We start from the raw sequence: 16,580 nt of genomic DNA, 5'->3' as shown, positions 1-16,580 counted from the left end.
AAACTAACCCAATGTGGTGACGATCCGTGCCAGCCCCTCGCGCGTGACGTCAGCACCATGCACAAGCGCTGCCCGCACATGGTCCTGGCCCGGATTTCGTCCGTTTAAGTCCTCGCGGGCGAGATACCCACCCGGCAGCACTTTGACACCACATACTTTCCAAAGGGTTTTCGCGGCGGCCTCTCCGCCGCCCGCGGCCGCCATATCGAGCCACAGGAAGAATCCTCCCTTAGGCCGCTCATAGCCGAAATGCCCGCCGAGGATTTCGTCGGCGATAGCGAAATTTTCCGCGTAAATCCGCCGTCCGGCGGCCACATGGGCCTCGTCTGACCAGGCAGCGGTCGCCACCGCCTGAAGCGGCAGAGGCGTTTGGGGACAGGCCACATTGCGGAACCGGCCGAAACTGGCGAGGAAGTCCGAATCACCTGCGACGAAGCCCGAGCGGAGCCCCGGCAGGCCCGAGCGCTTGGACAGGGAATTGAAGCTCAAAACGTTGGAAAAGCTGCCGTCTGCGGCGAATGCTACCTCCAGCGCACCCGCCGGTGGTGTCTCCGTGTAGATCTCCGAGTAGCACTCGTCGGCAAACAACAGGAAATCGTGCCTCCGCGCCAGCGCCACCGCCTTCTCGAGATAGGCACGGTCCGCGACGGCGCCTTGCGGATTGGACGGCGAGCAGAGATAGAAGGCGATGGTCTGGCTCAGAAGACCCTCGTCCAGCGCATCCAGATCCGGCAGAAAGCCCGTCTCGGCTTCCGAATCGAGGAAAACCGGTTCCGCGCCGCTGGCCGCGGCTGCCGCAGCATAGGCCTGATAGAACGGGTTCGGGATCAGCACCGCAGGATTGCAGGCCTTCGGCTTCCGCGCCCGCGCGGGAAAGATCGCGGAAAACAGCCCTTCCCGCGAACCGTTTAGGGCCAGCACATGAGCGCTCGGGTCGATCTGCCCCGCAAGATTTGGGTAGCGTTGTCCGAGCCAGCGGGCGATAGCGGCCCGCAAATCCTCCGTCCCCCCAATGGGAGGATAGCGGGTGAAATCCGCTATCGTCTCGTTCAGCACCGGCTCCACGAAATCCGGCAGCGGCCCTTGCGGCTCCCCCAGCGAAAAATTGATCGGTTCCGCGCCCGGCGAAATCCCGTCCAGCAGCCCGGAGAGCTTCTGAAACGGCGATGCCACCAGCCGGTCGAGGGAAGTCAGGGTCGGAATCGAAGTCGGTGAGGCCATAAAGGCGGTGTTACGGCCTCATCGAACGCCCGGCAAGCCGTTTGCATTGGTGGGTGCGTCGCCGGACCTGCAAAGGACCGAGCTTGTCGGAAAGCCTTTCGGGCTTAGGGGGTCTATGAATTTCGGAATGAAAATGATCGCCCCGACAACCACGGCTGTCATCGCAAAGATGAGGACAACACCAGCCGCGACGTCCTTGGCGCGTTTGACGGCCATGCTGCGTTCCGGGCAGACGACATCGCAGAGATACTCGATTGCTGTATTCAGACATTCGGCGGCTAGAACGCTCGCAATGGCAGCGATCACCCAAAGCCATTCCCCTGCATCCAAGCCTACGGCGGTACTCGCAAGTACGGCACCGGTCGCCGCCACGAGATGAAAGCGCATATTGGGTTGAGTGCGGACCACAAAGGCCAGCCCTTCAACTGCGAAGCTAAAGCTCCGCAGGCGCGTCGCTCCCCCTCGGCGCCATGTCGGACCGATTGGCTCAAGCGCGCGATCAGGTCCCGGCGTCACGGTAGGAGCAGGGCGCCACGCAACGCCACTGGAAGGGATTGAGTTGGTCCGCCGCCGTAGGCAGCGCGCCGCCATGACAAACGGCGTGAAAAGGACGATGAGAAAGGCACAGCAAGCCATACGCTACACTCCAGCGGGCGTGATCGTGAATGACGTCCGACCTTGCACGGTCAGTGGCACAGGAAGTTCGCCGGCCTTGTCGGCCTTCAAGGATTGGCGGCCGGTTTCGGCGCCCGAGAGAACGCAAGTCTCTCCCGGCCGGAAACCCGCGAGGCGCAAATTCGCATGACCTCCCGAACCATGAGGAAGCAGCACGACGGAGATCCCCTCCTCAATTTGGCGCGCACGAACGACATTGACTGTCTCAAAGGGTGCGTGAGCTAGCCGTGGTCCCAGCCCTGGTTTAGTGGGAACACAAGCGAGCCTAGCGAGGGCGTGGTGGCCGCCGACGCGTGCCATGAGCTCCATGGCATGAGTCCAAACGGAAACGTCGTGCCGATGGATGGCGCCGGCATCGGCCACTGCAGGGTGAACAGTATCCAGTCGTTCGAGGAGCATCTCGCCCATTTCGGTGTCTCCGAGCTCGAACGCCGCAGCCGCAGACGCAGCCCAGCCACCTGAACGCGTGAGGCCGTAGTTCCCGGTATCGATGGGCCAGAAGGCCCGCCGAAGTCCGCGCTCGCGGACATCCTCTCGCGCGCGGCACCACAGCCGCCGGGCAAGTGAGGGGGACAATGAATTGAGGAACAGGCAGGGCAAAGTCTGCATCACCGCGCCTCCGACCGCAGGGGGAGCGAATCCCGTCAAAGCGGACCGGAACGCGATCAGCGTGCCGTCAGGGCGTATGAAATCTCTGAGCAAATTATGATGGAAACGATCCTCCACGCCCGACCAACGGCGCGTGCCGTAGACAGTATCGCCAGCCTTCAATCCGACCGCCGCTATCATATTGCACAGAGGATAGATCCAATTCGGCTCACAAGCCTGGAGGCCGTAGGGGGACCGGCGATAGCCGTCAGCCAGGGTATCCAGCAGGTCCGGCAGGCTGTAGTCGAACATCTGACCTGAAGGGTAAGCAAAACTGAGAGGACCGGTCGTGCGGTCATGCCCGCCTGTAGCATTCCGGCCCAGCGCGAGCTGAGCGGCTACGAAGCCAGATAGCATGATGTTGTCGCGCAAGATCGGATCACGCCCGAGGCATAGATTTCCCCAGGCGTTCTCCGCACGCCAATACGACCAGACACGGTAGGCTTGGACTTTGTCGGCGAGTCGGCTTTGGGCATCCTGGAGATATCCATCGAATGCTGGGAGGAACTCCGCTTGCGCCAACGACAGCGCGTAGGACATGAAGTTGAGCTGATAGCGAATGGCGCCGGTCTGGAACTGATCGCGCCGGTCGAACCCATCGAAGCTCTCTCTTTCCTGCAGGGCTCGATCCAGGATCAGGCGCATCAATTGCGCGGTTGGCTCTGTAAGTTCGCGAGCGATTGACGTCGGCTCCGCCGCCGGTACGGAAAACAACGATTGAACAGGTACCTTTGACGGGGCCGAGGCGTAACTTTGCCTCCACGCGAGGTAACCCGTCGTAGCCACCGCGCTAAGCGGTAGGAGCGCGTGTACGGGCGACAGAGCCGTGGCCTCTCCGCCTCCTGAGACGGTCGCCGACCAAATCGCCGTCCCCAGCCAAGCCGAAGGCGGGGCGATCACGTTTCCCGTCGCAAGCCAAAGCCCCAAGCACGCCGCGAAAATAAAGAGCGCCATAGCCGTTTGCCATAGCGACCCCGCCAATGTGGTCCAGTCACCGAACTCGGAGATCAGAAACCCGGCGCCAGGAAACGAAAGGCCAATACCAAACGAGGCGAGCGCAGCAGAGCCCGCCGAGAAAGCGAGGGCCGCGCCGAACAAGGCAAAGACTGCATGGAGCGCTACGAACCGGATCCGACGTTGAGTGGCAACGGAGAGTGCCGACCAGCGCGATCGTGCGGGCGTGAAGATGGAAGACCAATTGCTTTGTAATGCAAAGTTATTGGACGGCATTGCAGCTTCGCCCCCCTTATCAGTTGTTCTCTGAGCGCACCGGACGTTAGAACAAAGAACTTTGCGATGTAAAGTGAAAACGTGGTAGGTCCCGATGCCTTGTTCCTGTTCCCCGACAAGGCGGGCCGAAGGGCTCCCCGGTTCGGACATCGCGAAAGTGGCGGCGGACCGCGAGACGATCTTTGACGGGACCCTGAAATAAAAAAGGCCCCGGCTTTCGCCGGGGCCCGAGGTTAGAGCTCACAGTCAAGGGAGGAGGAGACCTGGGCTCTACCAATCTTGTTGTTTGCGTCCCGGCCCCGAAGGGCCGGGAAGCCTGCCTACTGAACGGTCTCGCCGTGCAGATTGATGTCGAGACCCTCGACCTCAACGGCCTCGGAGACGCGCACACCGAACAGGATGTTGCAGACGATCAGGATCACGAAGGTCGCCAGCGCCGACCACACGATGGTGGCCAGGATGCCGACGAACTGGATCCAGATCTGACCGACATTGCCTTCCAGCGCGCCGGGCGTGCCGCCGATCGCTTCGACTGCGAACACACCGGTAAGCAGAGCGCCGACGATACCGCCGATACCATGGACGCCGAAGGCATCCAGGGAGTCGTCGTAGCCGAGAGCCCGCTTCACCGTGGTGGCGAAGAAGAAGCAGATGATGCCGGCAGCGATACCGATCCACAGCGCACCCATCGGGTCCACGAAACCGGAAGCCGGGGTGATGGCCACGAGGCCGGCGACCGCACCGGAGATGATGCCCAGGACGCTGGGCTTACCGTGCACGATCCACTCGGCGAACATCCAGGACAGCGCCGCGACCGCGGTGCAGATCTGGGTGACGGCCATGGCCATGCCGGCAGTCTCGTTGGCGGCGACGGCGGAACCGGCGTTGAAGCCGAACCAGCCGACCCACAGCAGAGAAGCACCGACAACCGCATAGACGAGGTTGTACGGAGCCATGTTCTCTTCGCCGTAGCCCAAACGCTTGCCAAGGAAGATCGCGCCCACCAGGCCGGCAATACCGGCATTGATGTGCACCACCGTACCGCCGGCGAAGTCGAGCACGCCCTCCTCGGAGAGGAAGCCGCCGCCCCACACCCAATGGGTGATCGGCGCATAGACGATGATCTGCCAGAGGATCATGAACAGGACCATCGAAGAGAACTTCATGCGGTCTGCCCAGGCGCCGGTGATCAGGGCCGGGGTGATGATCGCGAAGGTCATCTGGAAGGTCATGAACACGGTCTCAGGAATAGTGCCCGACAGGGAGTCGAACGCCATGTCCTTGAGGAACACGTTGCTGAGGCCGCCCACATAGTCGTTCAGGGCGCCGCCATCGCTGAACGCCAGCGAATAGCCGATCACGAACCACACCACCGTGCCGATACAGCACGTGGCGAAGCACTGCATGATCGCAGCGAGGATGCTCTTCTTGCGAACCATGCCGCCGTAGAACAGCGCCAGGCCCGGAATGGTCATCATGAGAACGATTGCCGTGGATGTCAGCATCCAAGCGGTATCGCCCGTGTCCAGCGTTGGCGTCTCCTCCTGCGCCAAGGCCGGTTCGATATGAAGGAGCGCCAACGCAGCAACCACTGCTCCGGCCCCCCAGAGATATTTCTTAAGGGTTGTCATCACTACCCTTCCCCTTGCTTAGAGTGCTGCTTCGTCAGTTTCGCCAGTCCGGATGCGTACCGTCTGGTCGACCGGCGTGACGAAAATCTTGCCGTCACCGATCTGCCCGGTCTTCGCCGCCGCCACGATGGCGTCGACGGCCTTGTCGACGGAAGCGGCAGGAACCGCGACCTCGATCTTGATCTTGGGCAGAAAGTTCACGGCGTATTCAGCGCCCCGGTAGATTTCCGTATGGCCTTTCTGCCGGCCATAACCTTTGACTTCCGTCACGGTCATGCCCTGCAGGCCAAGCTCGGTCAGCGCTTGCCGCACTTCGTCGAGCTTGAACGGCTTGATGATTGCCGTCACCAACTTCATTTCGATAACCCCTCCATCTTGCGGCCTCTCAAATACAAAAATTGCCGTTGCCGGCTCGGTCGTTCGGCCGCGTGAACCCGGAAACACAGTCAAACCGCGTGCCAACTCGACACCAATTCGACAACTCGTTGGGTTTAATACATTTTTAAGACGCGTTACGCGGCCCACTAGGAGTCTACCCCAGGGTGTCTGCTCACAAAACAGGCAAATGATCCATTTTGCACACGTCTTGTGCAAAACTATTGGTCACTGCGCTCACGGATGAGGCCCTCTTGGGTTGTCGAGGCGACGAGCACACCATCCTGGGTGAAAATCGACCCGCGGCAGAACCCGCGAGCGCCGTATGAGCTGGGGCTGTCCTGGACATAGAGAAGCCATTCGTCGGCCCGGAATTCCCGGTGGAACCAGATGGCGTGGTCGAGGCTCGCAAGCATCAGCTGCGGGTCGAAGACGAACCGCCCATGGGCGATCAGCGCCGTGTCCAGCAGCGTGAAATCCGAGGCATAGGCCAGCAGGCACTGGTGCAGGGGCAGCTGGTCGCTGGTCTCCAGGCGGCGGAGATCGCCGCTGGCCCGCATCCAGACGCTCTGGGCCGCCGCGTGGCCGCCCGGCTCCAGATAGCGGATCAGGTCGACGGGCCGTAGCTCGATGGGCCGCTCGCCCTTCCAATAGGCGCGCATCTCCGGCGGCAGCTTCTCCATCAGGGAATGCTTGAGCTCGCTTTCGGTGGGGCAGTCGTCGGGCGCTGGCACCTCCGGCATCCGAGCCTGGTGCGACAGCCCCTCCTCCTTGCGGTGGAACGAGCACGCCATGGAGAAGATCGGCTTCCCGTGCTGGATCGCGATCACCTGCCGCGTGGTGAAGCTCCTGCCGTCCCGCAGGCGGTCGACCTCATAGATGATCGGCACTTTGGGGTCGCCCGGCCGCAGGAAATAGCCGTGCAGAGAATGCGCCGTGCGGCCCTCCACCGTCCGACAGGCGGCGACCAGCGCCTGACCGATCACCTGACCGCCGAACACCCGCTGCCAGCCAACCTGGGGGCTGCGGCCCCGAAAGAGATTGACCTCCAGGGTTTCCAGATCGAGGACGGAAAGAAGCGTATCGAGGGCACGGCTCATGCAGTATGACCTTGTCTTGCTAAGATGATCCCACGCCGGAAGCCCGGATCTCCGGCAGCGAAAGAGTCTCTGAAGTCCGGTATAGAGTGAAGCAGAACAGCGTGACGTCCAGCAACGGTCCCAATGCCGCAAACCACAAACGCAGCGATGTCCTGATCGCGGGCGGCGGGTTCGTCGGCCTCAGCCTTGCCCTGGCGCTCGCCCGCCTCGCGCCCGCCGGGTTCAGGGTGACCCTCGTCGATCGCCGGCCCCAGGACGCCGAGGTCGGCGATGCCCGCGCCTCCGCCCTGACCGCCGCCAGCCGAAATCTTCTCGACACCCTCGGCGTCTGGCAGAAGATCGAAAGCGTCGCCCAGCCCATCGAGCAGATCGAGATCACCGATTCGCCCCTCGATGCGAAAGGTCCTCGCCCCAGCTTGATCGGGTTCGACAACGCCATGGAGGCGGGCGTTGGGCGAAATGCCGGATCGAGCGCTTATGTGGTCGAGAACGGCCCGCTGCTCCGCGCTCTGGCTGAGGCGGTGGCCGCTGAACCGGCGATTTCCGTCCTCGCGCCGGACGCCGTTGACGGCTTCAGCTGCACCCCGTTCGCCATCGCCTGCACGCTGGAGAGCGGCGAGACGATCGACGCCTCCCTTCTCGTGGCCGCCGACGGCCGCCGTTCGAAGCTCCGCGAGCAGGCGGGCATCAAGACAGTCGCCTGGGATTACGATCAGCGCGGCATTGTCACCACGGTTGCCCATGAGCGGCCCCATGGCGGCAAGGCCATCCAGCATTTCCTGCCCGCCGGCCCCTTCGCGATGCTGCCCCTGACGGGTAACAGGACCTCGATCGTGTGGAGCGAGGACAAGGAGGAGGCGGCCCGCGTCATGGCCCTCGACGAGGCCGGCTTCCTGGCGGAGCTTGAGAAGCGATTCGGCAACCAGCTCGGATCTCTGACGCTCGCCGGCCCTCGCCAGGACTTTCCGTTGAGCCTGCATCTCGCCCGCAGCTTCACCGCACCCCGAATGGTGCTTGTCGGCGACGCGGCCCACGGCGTCCATCCGCTGGCAGGGCAGGGCCTCAATATCGGCCTTCGCGATGTGGCCGCTCTCACCGAGGTGCTGGTCGACGGGGCGCGTCTCGGCCTCGATGCGGGCGACGCGGCCCAACTCGAGGCCTATGCCCGCTGGCGCCGCTTCGACAGCGCACTCTCGGCGCTGGCCATGGATATGATGAACCGGCTGTTCTCGAACGACAGCACGATCGCCCGCGCTTTCCGCGATTTCGGCTTAAGCGTCGTCGAACGCCTGCCCGGGGTGAAGCGCCTCCTGGTGCAGGAGGCCGCGGGTGGCACGGGTCGCCCGCCGAAGCTCCTGCAGGGCAAGCCGCTTTAGCGTTCGCCACAGCGGTTCTGGCCGCTCAGGAGAGTCTGGCCACACCTTCGCCCGTCATGTAGCGGTGCTCGGGGTGCAACGCCGAGCCTCGAACCGTGCGGCCGTCAGCACTTTGGCGCTGCGCCCGCCTAATCCTCTTCGATCTTTCGGGCCTCTTCCGGCAGCATGATCGGTATGCCGTCGCGGATCGGGTAGGCGAGCCGGGCGGCCCGGCTGATCAGTTCCTGGGCTTCGGCGTCGTAATCGAGCGACGTCTTGGTGAGGGGGCAGACCAGGACCTCGAGCAGCTTGGGATCCAGCGCGGCGTGCGCGCTCTCTTTGTCTTGGGGCATCGGTTCGATCGGGGCTAGGCGCCTCGTCCTCATCTGCTGCGGCGGGGTCTATTGAAGAGACGTGCCGCTGTCGTCGTCCCTCGTGGCCAGCTCCATCTCCGCCAGCGCCACCAGCGCCTCGGCCCGGGCCTTCAGGTCGGGCGCCTCGAGCAGGGCCTGCTTCTCCTCCGCGCCATAGGGGCTGAGAATCGACAGGGTGTTCACCAGCCGCTCGGTGCTGGCGCCGTTGATCCGGTCCCAATCCGCGTTCAGTTGATTGACTTCCAGATAGTGGCGCAAGGTGGAGATCAGCTCCGGCCGGTCGACCTCGTCCTCGCCGTAGCCGGCCTGGAAGTCCTGGGCGTAGGCCGCGAAATCCGGTCGGCACATGCGAAAGCTGAAATCAGAGCTGATCTCTTCCACCCCGAACCGCGCGATGCCGGTCAGGGTGATCAGCACACGGTCGTCACCGAGCTCGCTGAAAGCGGTCAGCCGGCCGGCGCACCCGGTGCTGCGCAGGGTGAACCCCTTGCCTTCCGGAGACTCGCCCTCGCCCGCATTCGCGTCCGGTTGAACGATGCCGATCACACGGTCGTTCCGCAGGGCGTAATCGACCAGTTCGAGATAGCGCGGCTCGAAGACGTTCAGGGTCAGCGCCGCCCGCGGCAGCAGGATCGCGCCGCGCAGAGGAAACAGCGGCAAGATCTCCGGAATATCCGCCGGAGAGCGGTAGTGATCGGTCAGCCCATCCGTCACGAAGGTGCTTCCTTTTTCCCAAGCCTAGACGAATAGCATCGAGGAGAGCTTCTGCCGGCCCTTCGCGGTTGCCGGATCTTTCGGCCCCCACGCCTCGAAGAATTGCAGTAGCTGCTTGCGCGCGGCATCGTCGTTCCACTCGCGATCGCGCTGGAAGATCGTCAGCAGCTCATCCACCGCGCCCATATGATCGCCTTTGCCGTTCAGGGCGAGGCTCAGGTCGAAGCGCGTCTGATGATCCTCCGGCTTGGCCTCCAGGGTCTCGCGGAGCGCGTCGATATCGCCGGTGTCTTCGGATTTCTGCGCCAGTTCGAGCTCGGCCTTGGCGCTCGCCACGGCCGATTCGTTCGCCTTCTCCGGCGGCACCAGCTGCAGGGTCTGCTCAGCGCGGACTAGATCGCCGGCCTTCACGTAGCATTTCGCCAGGCCCGCCACGGCCTGCATGTTCTCAGGGTTCTCCTGCATCGCCTGGCCGAACATCTGGGCGGCGATGTTCACCTCGCCGGCGGCGAGCGCCTCCTCGGCGGCCTCGAGATCCGCCATGCCCTGATCGTCGGCCCCGATCAGCCTCGCGATAAAGGCCTCGATCTTGGATTCCGGCATGGCGCCCATGAAACCGTCGACCGGCTGTCCGTTCTTGAAGGCGAATACGGCCGGGATGGATTGCACGCCCATTTGCCCGGGAATCTCCGGGTGCTCGTCGATATTCAGCTTCACCAGCCGCACCTGGCCTTTGGCCGCCCGCACGGCCTTTTCCAGCACCGGGGCGAGCTGCTTGCAGGGGCCGCACCAAGGCGCCCAGAAATCCACCAGCACCGGCACGTCGCGCGATGCTTCCACCACATCCGTCACGAATTCCGCGGTCGTGGTGTTCTTGATGAAGCCCCCCGCTCCAGGGGCCGGCGTGCCTTCCGTGAGGATAGGGCCGTCCATACTCATGATCGTCTTGCCTGCCATTTGTCTTGAAGTGCCGGGCCGCCAAAATGGTCCGCGAGGCCCGTTTTGCAACCGGGCACGGCAAGAGTTTGGCGAAGCCTGATTCAAAGAGTTTGGCGAAGCCCAATTCGGAGCGTTCGGCAGACCACGCTCGAACACGGCGATGGACGGCGCAGAATGGGTCTTCCGGCAAGGCGGGCCGTGCGCGCCGGAGGGGATGAGAGTTTCGCCTTGTCTGGCTGACCCCTATGGACAAGCCGCAACCGATCCACTAAAACCCGCCTTCCAGCCAGCGATGCCGTCACCGGCCGCGCGCTGGACGCTTAAGCGGGCGTAGCTCAGGGGTAGAGCACAACCTTGCCAAGGTTGGGGTCGTGAGTTCGAATCTCATCGCCCGCTCCATTTTCCAAAATCGACGGATCTTTCGGACGCTTGGCGGCGTGTTTCTTCGCCGGCCGTGCCCATTCGCTTGCCTATGCCCGGTCTCCGGGTAGTCTCTGGCGGAATGGACAAGACCAAACCCAAAGCGCGTGCTTCGGCGGAACCGAAGGGCGCCGTGAAACGGCCGTTGCTGGAGCCGGGCGCGCCGGAAGCGGTGAGCGCAGACGCTCCTATCGCCCAGCGGATCGGAGACGTGCTTCGGCGCTACCGCAAGAACCACAATCTGACATTGAGCCAGCTGGCCGCCGGCGCGAACCTGTCGGCCGCCACCCTGAGCCGCATCGAGACGGGCAACATCGCGGCGAGCTTCGAAAGCCTGGAGCGGCTCTGCCAGGCGGTCGGCATCACTCTTGCTGATCTATTTGCCGAAGTAGAGCAGCCACGCGGCGGTGCTCGGCTCCTGAAGCCCGACCAGCAGACCAAGGTCACGCGGTCGGGCAGCGTCCATGGCCATGTCTACAAGCTGCTCTCTCATAGTCGCGGCCCAGACCGCCCCTACGAGAGCTTCTTCATCACCATGGATAAGGACAGCGATGTCTATCCGCGCTTCCGGCATCCGGGGACCGAGATCATCTACATGCTCAGCGGCTCCATGGACTACCGCTACGGCGAAGAGATCTACTGTCTTGAGGCGGGCGATGCCTTCACCTTCGCCGCCCATGTCGAGCATGGGCCTGAACGGCTTCACACCGATGAGATCGCGCTCCTGTGCACGATTATCTACGACAGCTGAGCCCCTCTCGAAGCAGGTGTTGACATCGCCCGAAAATTGCATCTCACTAAATAAACGTACGCAAGATGCAAATCTGCAGATGCGGGGATCGGCTCAACCATCCCCGCAGATGCGACACCAGGAGGGCTCCAAACTATGCTGACGCTCACCGAAGACCAGATCGAACAATACCGCCGCGACGGGTTTCTGATCGTCGACAACATCATCGGCGAGGACGCCGCGGCCGCGATCCTGTCCCGCTACGAGCCGCTCTTCGAGAAGGGCGAGTTCGAAACCGGCGTACGCCCGGACGAGGTGAACCTGCCCCAAGGCGACAAGCCCTACACCAAGCAGATCTGCAACGGCTGGCGCGCCGACCTGACAGTGGCCCGCAGCGTCATGGATGCCGGCATCGGCGAGGCCTGTGCCAAGCTCGCCGGCTGGGACGGCGCCCGCCTCATGGTCGACAATCTGCTCTGGAAGCCGCCGGGCGGCCGGCCCATCGGCTTCCATCAGGACAGCATGTATGCCACCTGGTTCGACAAGCCCGGCATGGCGAGCTGCTGGATCGCGCTGGACAAGACCACGGCGGCGGGTGGCACGCTGATGTATCTGCGAGGGTCCCACAAATGGGGCGAGGCCCAGCCCATCATGCAGTTCCACGGTCCCGAGGACGATCTGAAGGAAGCGCGCGAATGGGCAGAGTCTCAAGGCTATGAGATCGATATGGTGCCGATCGAGGTGCCGCCGGGCGGCGGCGCCTTCCACGACGGCTGGCTCTGGCACGGCAGCCGCGTCAACACCATGGATGTGCCCCGGCGCAGCCTCGCCATCCATATGGTCTCGTCGGATGTGAAGTTCGCGCCGGAAAATTTCAGCGTCGGCAATGGGCCCATGTATGGCCGGTATATGCGCTTCGGCTCCAACGAGGTGGAGGAAAGCCACTTCCCCATCACCTGGCGCAACGACGGCTATCGCACGCCGGGCCTCGACGAATACGTCACCCGCGGTCCCTTCGTGGCGGCAAGCGCCGCGTAGCGCGGATTTCTCACCGGCCGATATAGGCTGCGAGCTCGTCCGTGGTGCCTTTCGGGAAAGCCTGTTTCAGGTGATCGAGAAAGGCAGCCACCCGGGCACTGAGCAGACGCCGCGAGGGATAGAGCGTCCACAGCGCGATCTCCGGGGCGACCGCGTCGCCCCAATGGGCCAACGTTCCCTCGGCCAGATCGTGGCTTACGAGCGAGATTGGAAGACGCGCGGCGCCGACGCCGGCGCGGACCCCATCGCGGACCATGATGAGCGACGACAGCGTCATCACCGGCTCGATCGCGATATCCTCATCCCCATCCGATCCTTTGACACGCCATGACGAACCGTCGTTCGCCGACCTGACGATCGCCGGGACCGCTTTGCCTTCCGCGGGCCGGGCGAAATCGGGGTGCCCGACCACCACCAGCCGGTCCCGCAGGAACGTGCGGCCGACCAGGCTTTCATCCGGAGACGGATTGACCCGGATCACCAGGTCGTAGCCTTCCTCGATCATGTCGACGGGACGGTCCTCCGTGGTGACCTCGATCCGCACGTCGGGATATTTCAGCGCGAACGAGGCCGCGAGCCGGCCCATTGCGGTTTGCGAGAACAGAAGCGGCGCGCTGATCCGTAAGCGTCCGCGCGGAGTCTGTCCGCCGGATGCGATCGCCGATGTCGCCTCGTCGAGTTCATTGAGCAGCGTGTGCGTGCGCTCGAATAGCGCGCGCCCTTCCTCGGTCAGCTTCAGCGTCCGCCCGCCACGCTCGAACAGGCGGATGTCGAGGCTTGCCTCCAACTCCGCGACCCGGCGCGAGAGGGTGGCCTTGGGGCGGTGGGCGGCGCGCGCTGCCTTTCCGAACCCGCCATGGCGGGCGACCAGGTTGAAATCGGCGAGTGCGAGGAGATCCATCTGTTCCACCGTTGAGACAGTCTGTCCAGATATAGCGGCTATTCGCTCGCCAGTGGATCACTAATTTCTGGGGTGTCTTCTAACCCCACGGAGTGATCCCAATGACCATCCTCGTAACTGCCTCTACCGGCCGCGTCGGCCGCAAAGTCGTCGATCAACTGGTCCAGCGCGGCGCCAAGGTCCGCGCCCTGACCCGCGATCCCGCAAAGGCCAACTTCCCGGCCGGCGTCGAAGTCGTTCAAGGCGATATGCTCGACATCGACTCCATGCGTGCGGCCTTCGAAGGCGTCAGCACGCTATTCCTTCTGAATGCCGTCACCGGCGACGAATTCACCCAGGCGATCCTGACCCTGAACCTTGCCCGCGAAGCCGGCGTGGAGCGGGTCGTCTACCTCTCGGTGATTCACGCCGACCGCTTCGTCAACGTCCCGCATTTTGCGGTCAAATCGGGCGCCGAGCGCATGCTGACGGCCATGGATTTCAGCGCCACCATCCTGCGTCCGACCTACTTCATCGACAATGAGGTCATGATCAAGGATGTGGTCCTGGGCCACGGCGTCTACCCCATGCCGATCGGCGGCAAGGGCCTCGCCATGGTCGACGCGCGCGATATCGCCGAGGTCGCCGCGATCGAACTGATCCGCCGCGACCAGGCGGCGGAAAAGCTGCCGATCGAAACGATCAATCTCGTGGGCCCCGACACGCTGACCGGCGCGGATGTTGCCGCGATCTGGTCGGAGCTGCTCGGCCGCAACATCGTCTATGGCGGCGATGATCCCACCGCATTCGAGGTGAACATGGCCAGCTTCATGCCGAAATGGATGGTTTACGAAATGCGCCTGATGGCCGAGCGCTACGTGAGCGACGGGATGATCCCGGAGGCGGGAGATGCCGAACGGCTGACCCAGATACTGGGCCGCCCGCTTCACAGCTATCGTGATTTCGCCGCCAAGATCGTGGCGGATGCCGCCTAGACGTCCACCGGCGCCGCGGTCCGCCCCGCGGCGCCGAATACCTGCAGGTAACGCTCGATCTCTCCCCGGTCGCCGGTGGCCTTTTCCGGATTGTCGGAGAGCTTCACGGCGGGCCGGCCGTTCGCCTCCGTCACCTTGCAGACCAGCGAGATGGGATCAAGCGCATGGCCCCCGTCGGGGTCGCATCCGCGAAAATCGTTGGTGAGATTCGTCCCCCAGCCGAAGCTCATCCGCACCCTGCCGTGGAAATGGCGATAGACCTCTTCGATGGTGTCGACATCCATTCCGTCGGAAAAGATCAGCAGCTTCTCTTTTGGATCGCGCCCCTTCTGCTTCCACCAATCGATGATCTCCTCGCCCGCTTCGATAGGCGGCGCGCTGTCCGGCCGGAAGCCGGTCCAGTCGGCCACCCAGTCCGGCGCATTGCGCAGGAAGGCGGCGGTACCGAAAGCGTCGGGAAGGACGATCAGCAGATTGCCGCTGTATTGGGACTGCCAATGCTCCAGCACCCGATAGGGTGCCTTGGCGAGTTCGGCATCACTCTTCGCCAGCGCCGCCTCCACCATGGGCAGCTCGTGGGCGTTGGTGCCGATCGCTTCGAGATCGGCGTCCATCGCCAGAAGCGTGTTGGAGGTTCCGATGAACCGGTCGCCGAGCCCCTCCTTTAGCGCCTCAACGCACCAGCGCTGCCAGAGAAAGCTGTGCCGCCGCCGCGTTCCGAAGTCCGACAGCTTGAGGTCGGGAAGTTTGCTGAGCGCGATCACCTTCTCCCACAGCTTCGCCTTGGCCCGGGCATAGAGGACGTCGAGGGCGAAACGGCCGTGCGCTTCCATCGCGGCCCGCGACCGCAGCTCGCTGATGATGGCGAGCGCCGGCACCTCCCACATGGTCGTGTGGGTCCAAGGCCCGTGGAAATGCAGCTCGTACTGGCCGTCCGCTTTGGAGAGCTCGTATTCGGGAAGCTGGAAATCCGCGAGCCAGGCGATGAACTCAGGCCGGAAGATCTGCGTCTTGCCGTAGAACGAATTGCCGGCGAGCCAGATCAGCTCCTTGTTGGAGAAGCGCAGGGTCCGCGCGTGATCGAGCTGGGCGCGCAGCTCGTCCTCGTCGATGATCTCGGCGAGCTTTACCGACGACGACCGGTTGATCAGCGAGAAGGTCGCCGAGACGTCCGGATGAACGTCCCGGATCAGCTGCAGCATCAGCAGCTTGTAGAAATCCGTATCCAGCAGGCTGCGGACGATGGGGTCGAGCCGGAAGCCGTGGTTATAGGTGCGGGTCGCGATGTCGGTGAAGGCCATAACCCGACACTTGCCCGATCACGGGACGAAGGCAACGGGGGGGGGGGGTGACGCAAGCCCGCTCGCCTCGCATTCACAACAGCTACAGCCGAGAGCAACAACAAGGTTGCAAGTCCCGTTTCGACAACTAATCTAACAAAAATCTAGCAGGGCGGACTAATCTGTTCGGAGGGAAAATGCCGCGGAAGGAAACGTCGTGGGAAGAAGCGATACAACACGTTTTGAGAGATGCAGATGGTGCTCTGCATTACTCAGAGATTGCAGAACGCATAGTTTCCAACGGCCTACGCAAATCGGTCGGAGCAACCCCCTCCGCGACGGTGGCATCGTACTTAAGCACTTCGTTACGGGATCGAAACTCGCCGTATCTACGAGTGGGCAGAGGCGAATATGCTCTTCGCGATACCGTGCAAAGAAAGACAGCACCTTCGAATCAACCCTCCGAGCTTGAAAAGGAGGATACAGAAGCCGGAGCACTCCAATCTTTCGGAATGTTCTGGAAGAGAGAGAGTCGATTGGAAGGCGAGTAATCCTAAGCTCTTAGGCAAACAGCAAGCAGGCGCCTCTGATGTAGACTTCTCGAGCCAAGTGGGGGTGTATCTCCTACATGACGGTGTGCGCGTGATATATGTCGGGCGTGCCTCAGATGCGTTGGGAGCGCGGCTACGCGCTCACACATCGGATCGTTTGGAAGGTAGATGGGATCGATTCTCCTGGTTCGGACTGCGAGCCGTGGACGAGTCGGGGCGACTGGTGAGTTCCGACGCCTCTTGGAATCCATCTGTCGTTCTAGACACGATGGAAGCACTTTTGATCGAGAGCTTGGAACCACCTCTCAATCGAAAGCGAGGTGATAACTTTTCTGGATTGGAATACCTCCAGGTCACCGACCCAGCTTTCGAACGACTGAATAAGAAGAGGCTGCTGGCCGAACTTGAGGCTAAGATCTAACGA

Annotated in this window: 16 protein-coding genes and 1 tRNA gene; 6 read left to right on the top strand and 11 right to left on the bottom strand. The window is 63.0% G+C overall.

Features of this window, described 5'->3' with window-relative positions; all coding sequences use genetic code 11:
- Positions 1-3: 3 nt before the first annotated feature.
- The 6 genes from A7A08_RS05635 to tesB all read right to left on the bottom strand — a co-directional run bounded on the left by A7A08_RS05635 (position 4) and on the right by tesB (position 6,880).
- A complete protein-coding gene (locus A7A08_RS05635) occupies positions 4-1,221 on the bottom strand; it encodes an aminotransferase class I/II-fold pyridoxal phosphate-dependent enzyme (protein ID WP_069094526.1) in 1,218 nt (405 codons plus the stop codon).
- A gap of 18 nt (positions 1,222-1,239) precedes the next feature.
- A complete protein-coding gene (locus tag A7A08_RS17105; protein WP_141693874.1) occupies positions 1,240-1,812 on the bottom strand; it encodes a diacylglycerol kinase family protein in 573 nt (190 codons plus the stop codon).
- Between the two features lie 48 nt (positions 1,813-1,860).
- Positions 1,861-3,774, bottom strand: coding sequence for a linalool dehydratase/isomerase domain-containing protein (locus tag A7A08_RS05625; protein WP_141693855.1), 1,914 nt, complete (start codon positions 3,772-3,774; stop codon positions 1,861-1,863).
- A gap of 320 nt (positions 3,775-4,094) precedes the next feature.
- Complete coding sequence (locus A7A08_RS05620; RefSeq protein WP_069094523.1) at positions 4,095-5,405, bottom strand: ammonium transporter; 1,311 nt, start codon at positions 5,403-5,405, stop codon at positions 4,095-4,097.
- Between the two features lie 18 nt (positions 5,406-5,423).
- Complete coding sequence (locus A7A08_RS05615) at positions 5,424-5,762, bottom strand: P-II family nitrogen regulator (RefSeq protein ID WP_069094522.1); 339 nt, start codon at positions 5,760-5,762, stop codon at positions 5,424-5,426.
- 239 nt (positions 5,763-6,001) lie between these two features.
- Entirely contained in the window at positions 6,002-6,880 is an 879-nt protein-coding gene (tesB, locus tag A7A08_RS05610) for an acyl-CoA thioesterase II (RefSeq protein WP_069094521.1), read from the bottom strand.
- 101 nt (positions 6,881-6,981) lie between these two features.
- Between tesB and A7A08_RS05605 the strand changes: the two genes are divergently transcribed.
- Entirely contained in the window at positions 6,982-8,256 is a 1,275-nt protein-coding gene (locus A7A08_RS05605; RefSeq protein WP_069094691.1) for an FAD-dependent oxidoreductase, read from the top strand.
- 128 nt (positions 8,257-8,384) lie between these two features.
- Here A7A08_RS05605 and A7A08_RS05600 read toward each other — a convergent pair whose 3' ends face one another.
- The 3 genes from A7A08_RS05600 to trxA are packed head-to-tail and all read right to left on the bottom strand — an operon-like array spanning position 8,385 to position 10,262.
- The gene (locus A7A08_RS05600; RefSeq protein ID WP_069094520.1) at positions 8,385-8,588 is read right to left on the bottom strand and encodes a Trm112 family protein; all 204 of its coding nucleotides are present in this window, start codon (positions 8,586-8,588) and stop codon (positions 8,385-8,387) included.
- Positions 8,589-8,636: 48 nt separating this feature from the next.
- The gene (locus tag A7A08_RS05595) at positions 8,637-9,323 is read right to left on the bottom strand and encodes an LON peptidase substrate-binding domain-containing protein (RefSeq protein WP_245290824.1); all 687 of its coding nucleotides are present in this window, start codon (positions 9,321-9,323) and stop codon (positions 8,637-8,639) included.
- Between the two features lie 24 nt (positions 9,324-9,347).
- Positions 9,348-10,262, bottom strand: coding sequence for a thioredoxin (gene trxA / locus A7A08_RS05590; RefSeq protein ID WP_425348999.1), 915 nt, complete (start codon positions 10,260-10,262; stop codon positions 9,348-9,350).
- 324 nt (positions 10,263-10,586) lie between these two features.
- Here trxA and A7A08_RS05585 point away from each other — a divergent pair.
- The 3 genes from A7A08_RS05585 (at position 10,587) to A7A08_RS05575 (ending at position 12,450) form a co-directional block, all read left to right on the top strand.
- Positions 10,587-10,661 (top strand) — tRNA-Gly (locus A7A08_RS05585).
- A gap of 154 nt (positions 10,662-10,815) precedes the next feature.
- Positions 10,816-11,433: a helix-turn-helix domain-containing protein gene (locus tag A7A08_RS05580; protein ID WP_169822929.1), complete on the top strand. Its 618-nt coding sequence runs from the start codon at positions 10,816-10,818 to the stop codon at positions 11,431-11,433.
- 135 nt (positions 11,434-11,568) lie between these two features.
- Entirely contained in the window at positions 11,569-12,450 is an 882-nt protein-coding gene (locus A7A08_RS05575) for a phytanoyl-CoA dioxygenase family protein (RefSeq protein ID WP_069094519.1), read from the top strand.
- Between the two features lie 10 nt (positions 12,451-12,460).
- On the opposite strand, the gene A7A08_RS05570 is transcribed toward A7A08_RS05575, so the two are convergent.
- A complete protein-coding gene (locus A7A08_RS05570) occupies positions 12,461-13,351 on the bottom strand; it encodes a LysR family transcriptional regulator (RefSeq protein WP_069094518.1) in 891 nt (296 codons plus the stop codon).
- 101 nt (positions 13,352-13,452) lie between these two features.
- On the opposite strand from A7A08_RS05570, the gene A7A08_RS05565 reads away from it, so the two are divergent.
- A complete protein-coding gene (locus A7A08_RS05565) occupies positions 13,453-14,325 on the top strand; it encodes an SDR family oxidoreductase (protein ID WP_069094517.1) in 873 nt (290 codons plus the stop codon).
- On the opposite strand, the gene pncB is transcribed toward A7A08_RS05565, so the two are convergent.
- Positions 14,322-15,626 carry a nicotinate phosphoribosyltransferase gene (pncB, locus tag A7A08_RS05560; protein WP_069094516.1) on the bottom strand — a complete coding sequence of 435 codons (1,305 nt, stop codon included), beginning with the start codon at positions 15,624-15,626 and terminating at the stop codon, positions 14,322-14,324. The two genes, A7A08_RS05565 and pncB, sit on opposite strands and share 4 nt — an antisense overlap.
- A gap of 176 nt (positions 15,627-15,802) precedes the next feature.
- On the opposite strand from pncB, the gene A7A08_RS17540 reads away from it, so the two are divergent.
- Entirely contained in the window at positions 15,803-16,156 is a 354-nt protein-coding gene (locus A7A08_RS17540; RefSeq protein ID WP_208430576.1) for a winged helix-turn-helix domain-containing protein, read from the top strand.
- Positions 16,157-16,580: the final 424 nt, after the last annotated feature.

The sequence above is a fragment of the Methyloligella halotolerans genome (genome assembly GCF_001708935.1).
GTDB classification, from domain to species: Bacteria; Pseudomonadota; Alphaproteobacteria; order Rhizobiales; family Methyloligellaceae; genus Methyloligella; species Methyloligella halotolerans.
The sequence above is the reverse complement of the archived record's forward strand: the minus strand, read 5'-3'. Positions and strand labels throughout refer to the sequence as shown.

Bases quoted from the DNA above. Each gene is read 5' to 3' on its own strand.
- A7A08_RS05570 (WP_069094518.1), bottom strand. From the start codon at position 13,351: ATGGATCTCCTCGCACTCGCCGATTTCAACCTGGTCGCCCGCCATGGC.
- tesB (WP_069094521.1), bottom strand. From the start codon at position 6,880: ATGAGCCGTGCCCTCGATACGCTTCTTTCCGTCCTCGATCTGGAAACC.
- A7A08_RS05615 (WP_069094522.1), bottom strand. From the start codon at position 5,762: ATGAAGTTGGTGACGGCAATCATCAAGCCGTTCAAGCTCGACGAAGTG.
- A7A08_RS05565 (WP_069094517.1), top strand. From the start codon at position 13,453: ATGACCATCCTCGTAACTGCCTCTACCGGCCGCGTCGGCCGCAAAGTC.
- A7A08_RS05635 (WP_069094526.1), bottom strand. From the start codon at position 1,221: ATGGCCTCACCGACTTCGATTCCGACCCTGACTTCCCTCGACCGGCTG.
- A7A08_RS05575 (WP_069094519.1), top strand. From the start codon at position 11,569: ATGCTGACGCTCACCGAAGACCAGATCGAACAATACCGCCGCGACGGG.
- trxA (WP_425348999.1), bottom strand. From the start codon at position 10,262: ATGAGTATGGACGGCCCTATCCTCACGGAAGGCACGCCGGCCCCTGGA.
- A7A08_RS17540 (WP_208430576.1), top strand. From the start codon at position 15,803: ATGCCGCGGAAGGAAACGTCGTGGGAAGAAGCGATACAACACGTTTTG.
- A7A08_RS17105 (WP_141693874.1), bottom strand. From the start codon at position 1,812: ATGGCGGCGCGCTGCCTACGGCGGCGGACCAACTCAATCCCTTCCAGT.
- A7A08_RS05600 (WP_069094520.1), bottom strand. From the start codon at position 8,588: ATGCCCCAAGACAAAGAGAGCGCGCACGCCGCGCTGGATCCCAAGCTG.
- A7A08_RS05625 (WP_141693855.1), bottom strand. From the start codon at position 3,774: ATGCCGTCCAATAACTTTGCATTACAAAGCAATTGGTCTTCCATCTTC.
- pncB (WP_069094516.1), bottom strand. From the start codon at position 15,626: ATGGCCTTCACCGACATCGCGACCCGCACCTATAACCACGGCTTCCGG.
- A7A08_RS05620 (WP_069094523.1), bottom strand. From the start codon at position 5,405: ATGACAACCCTTAAGAAATATCTCTGGGGGGCCGGAGCAGTGGTTGCT.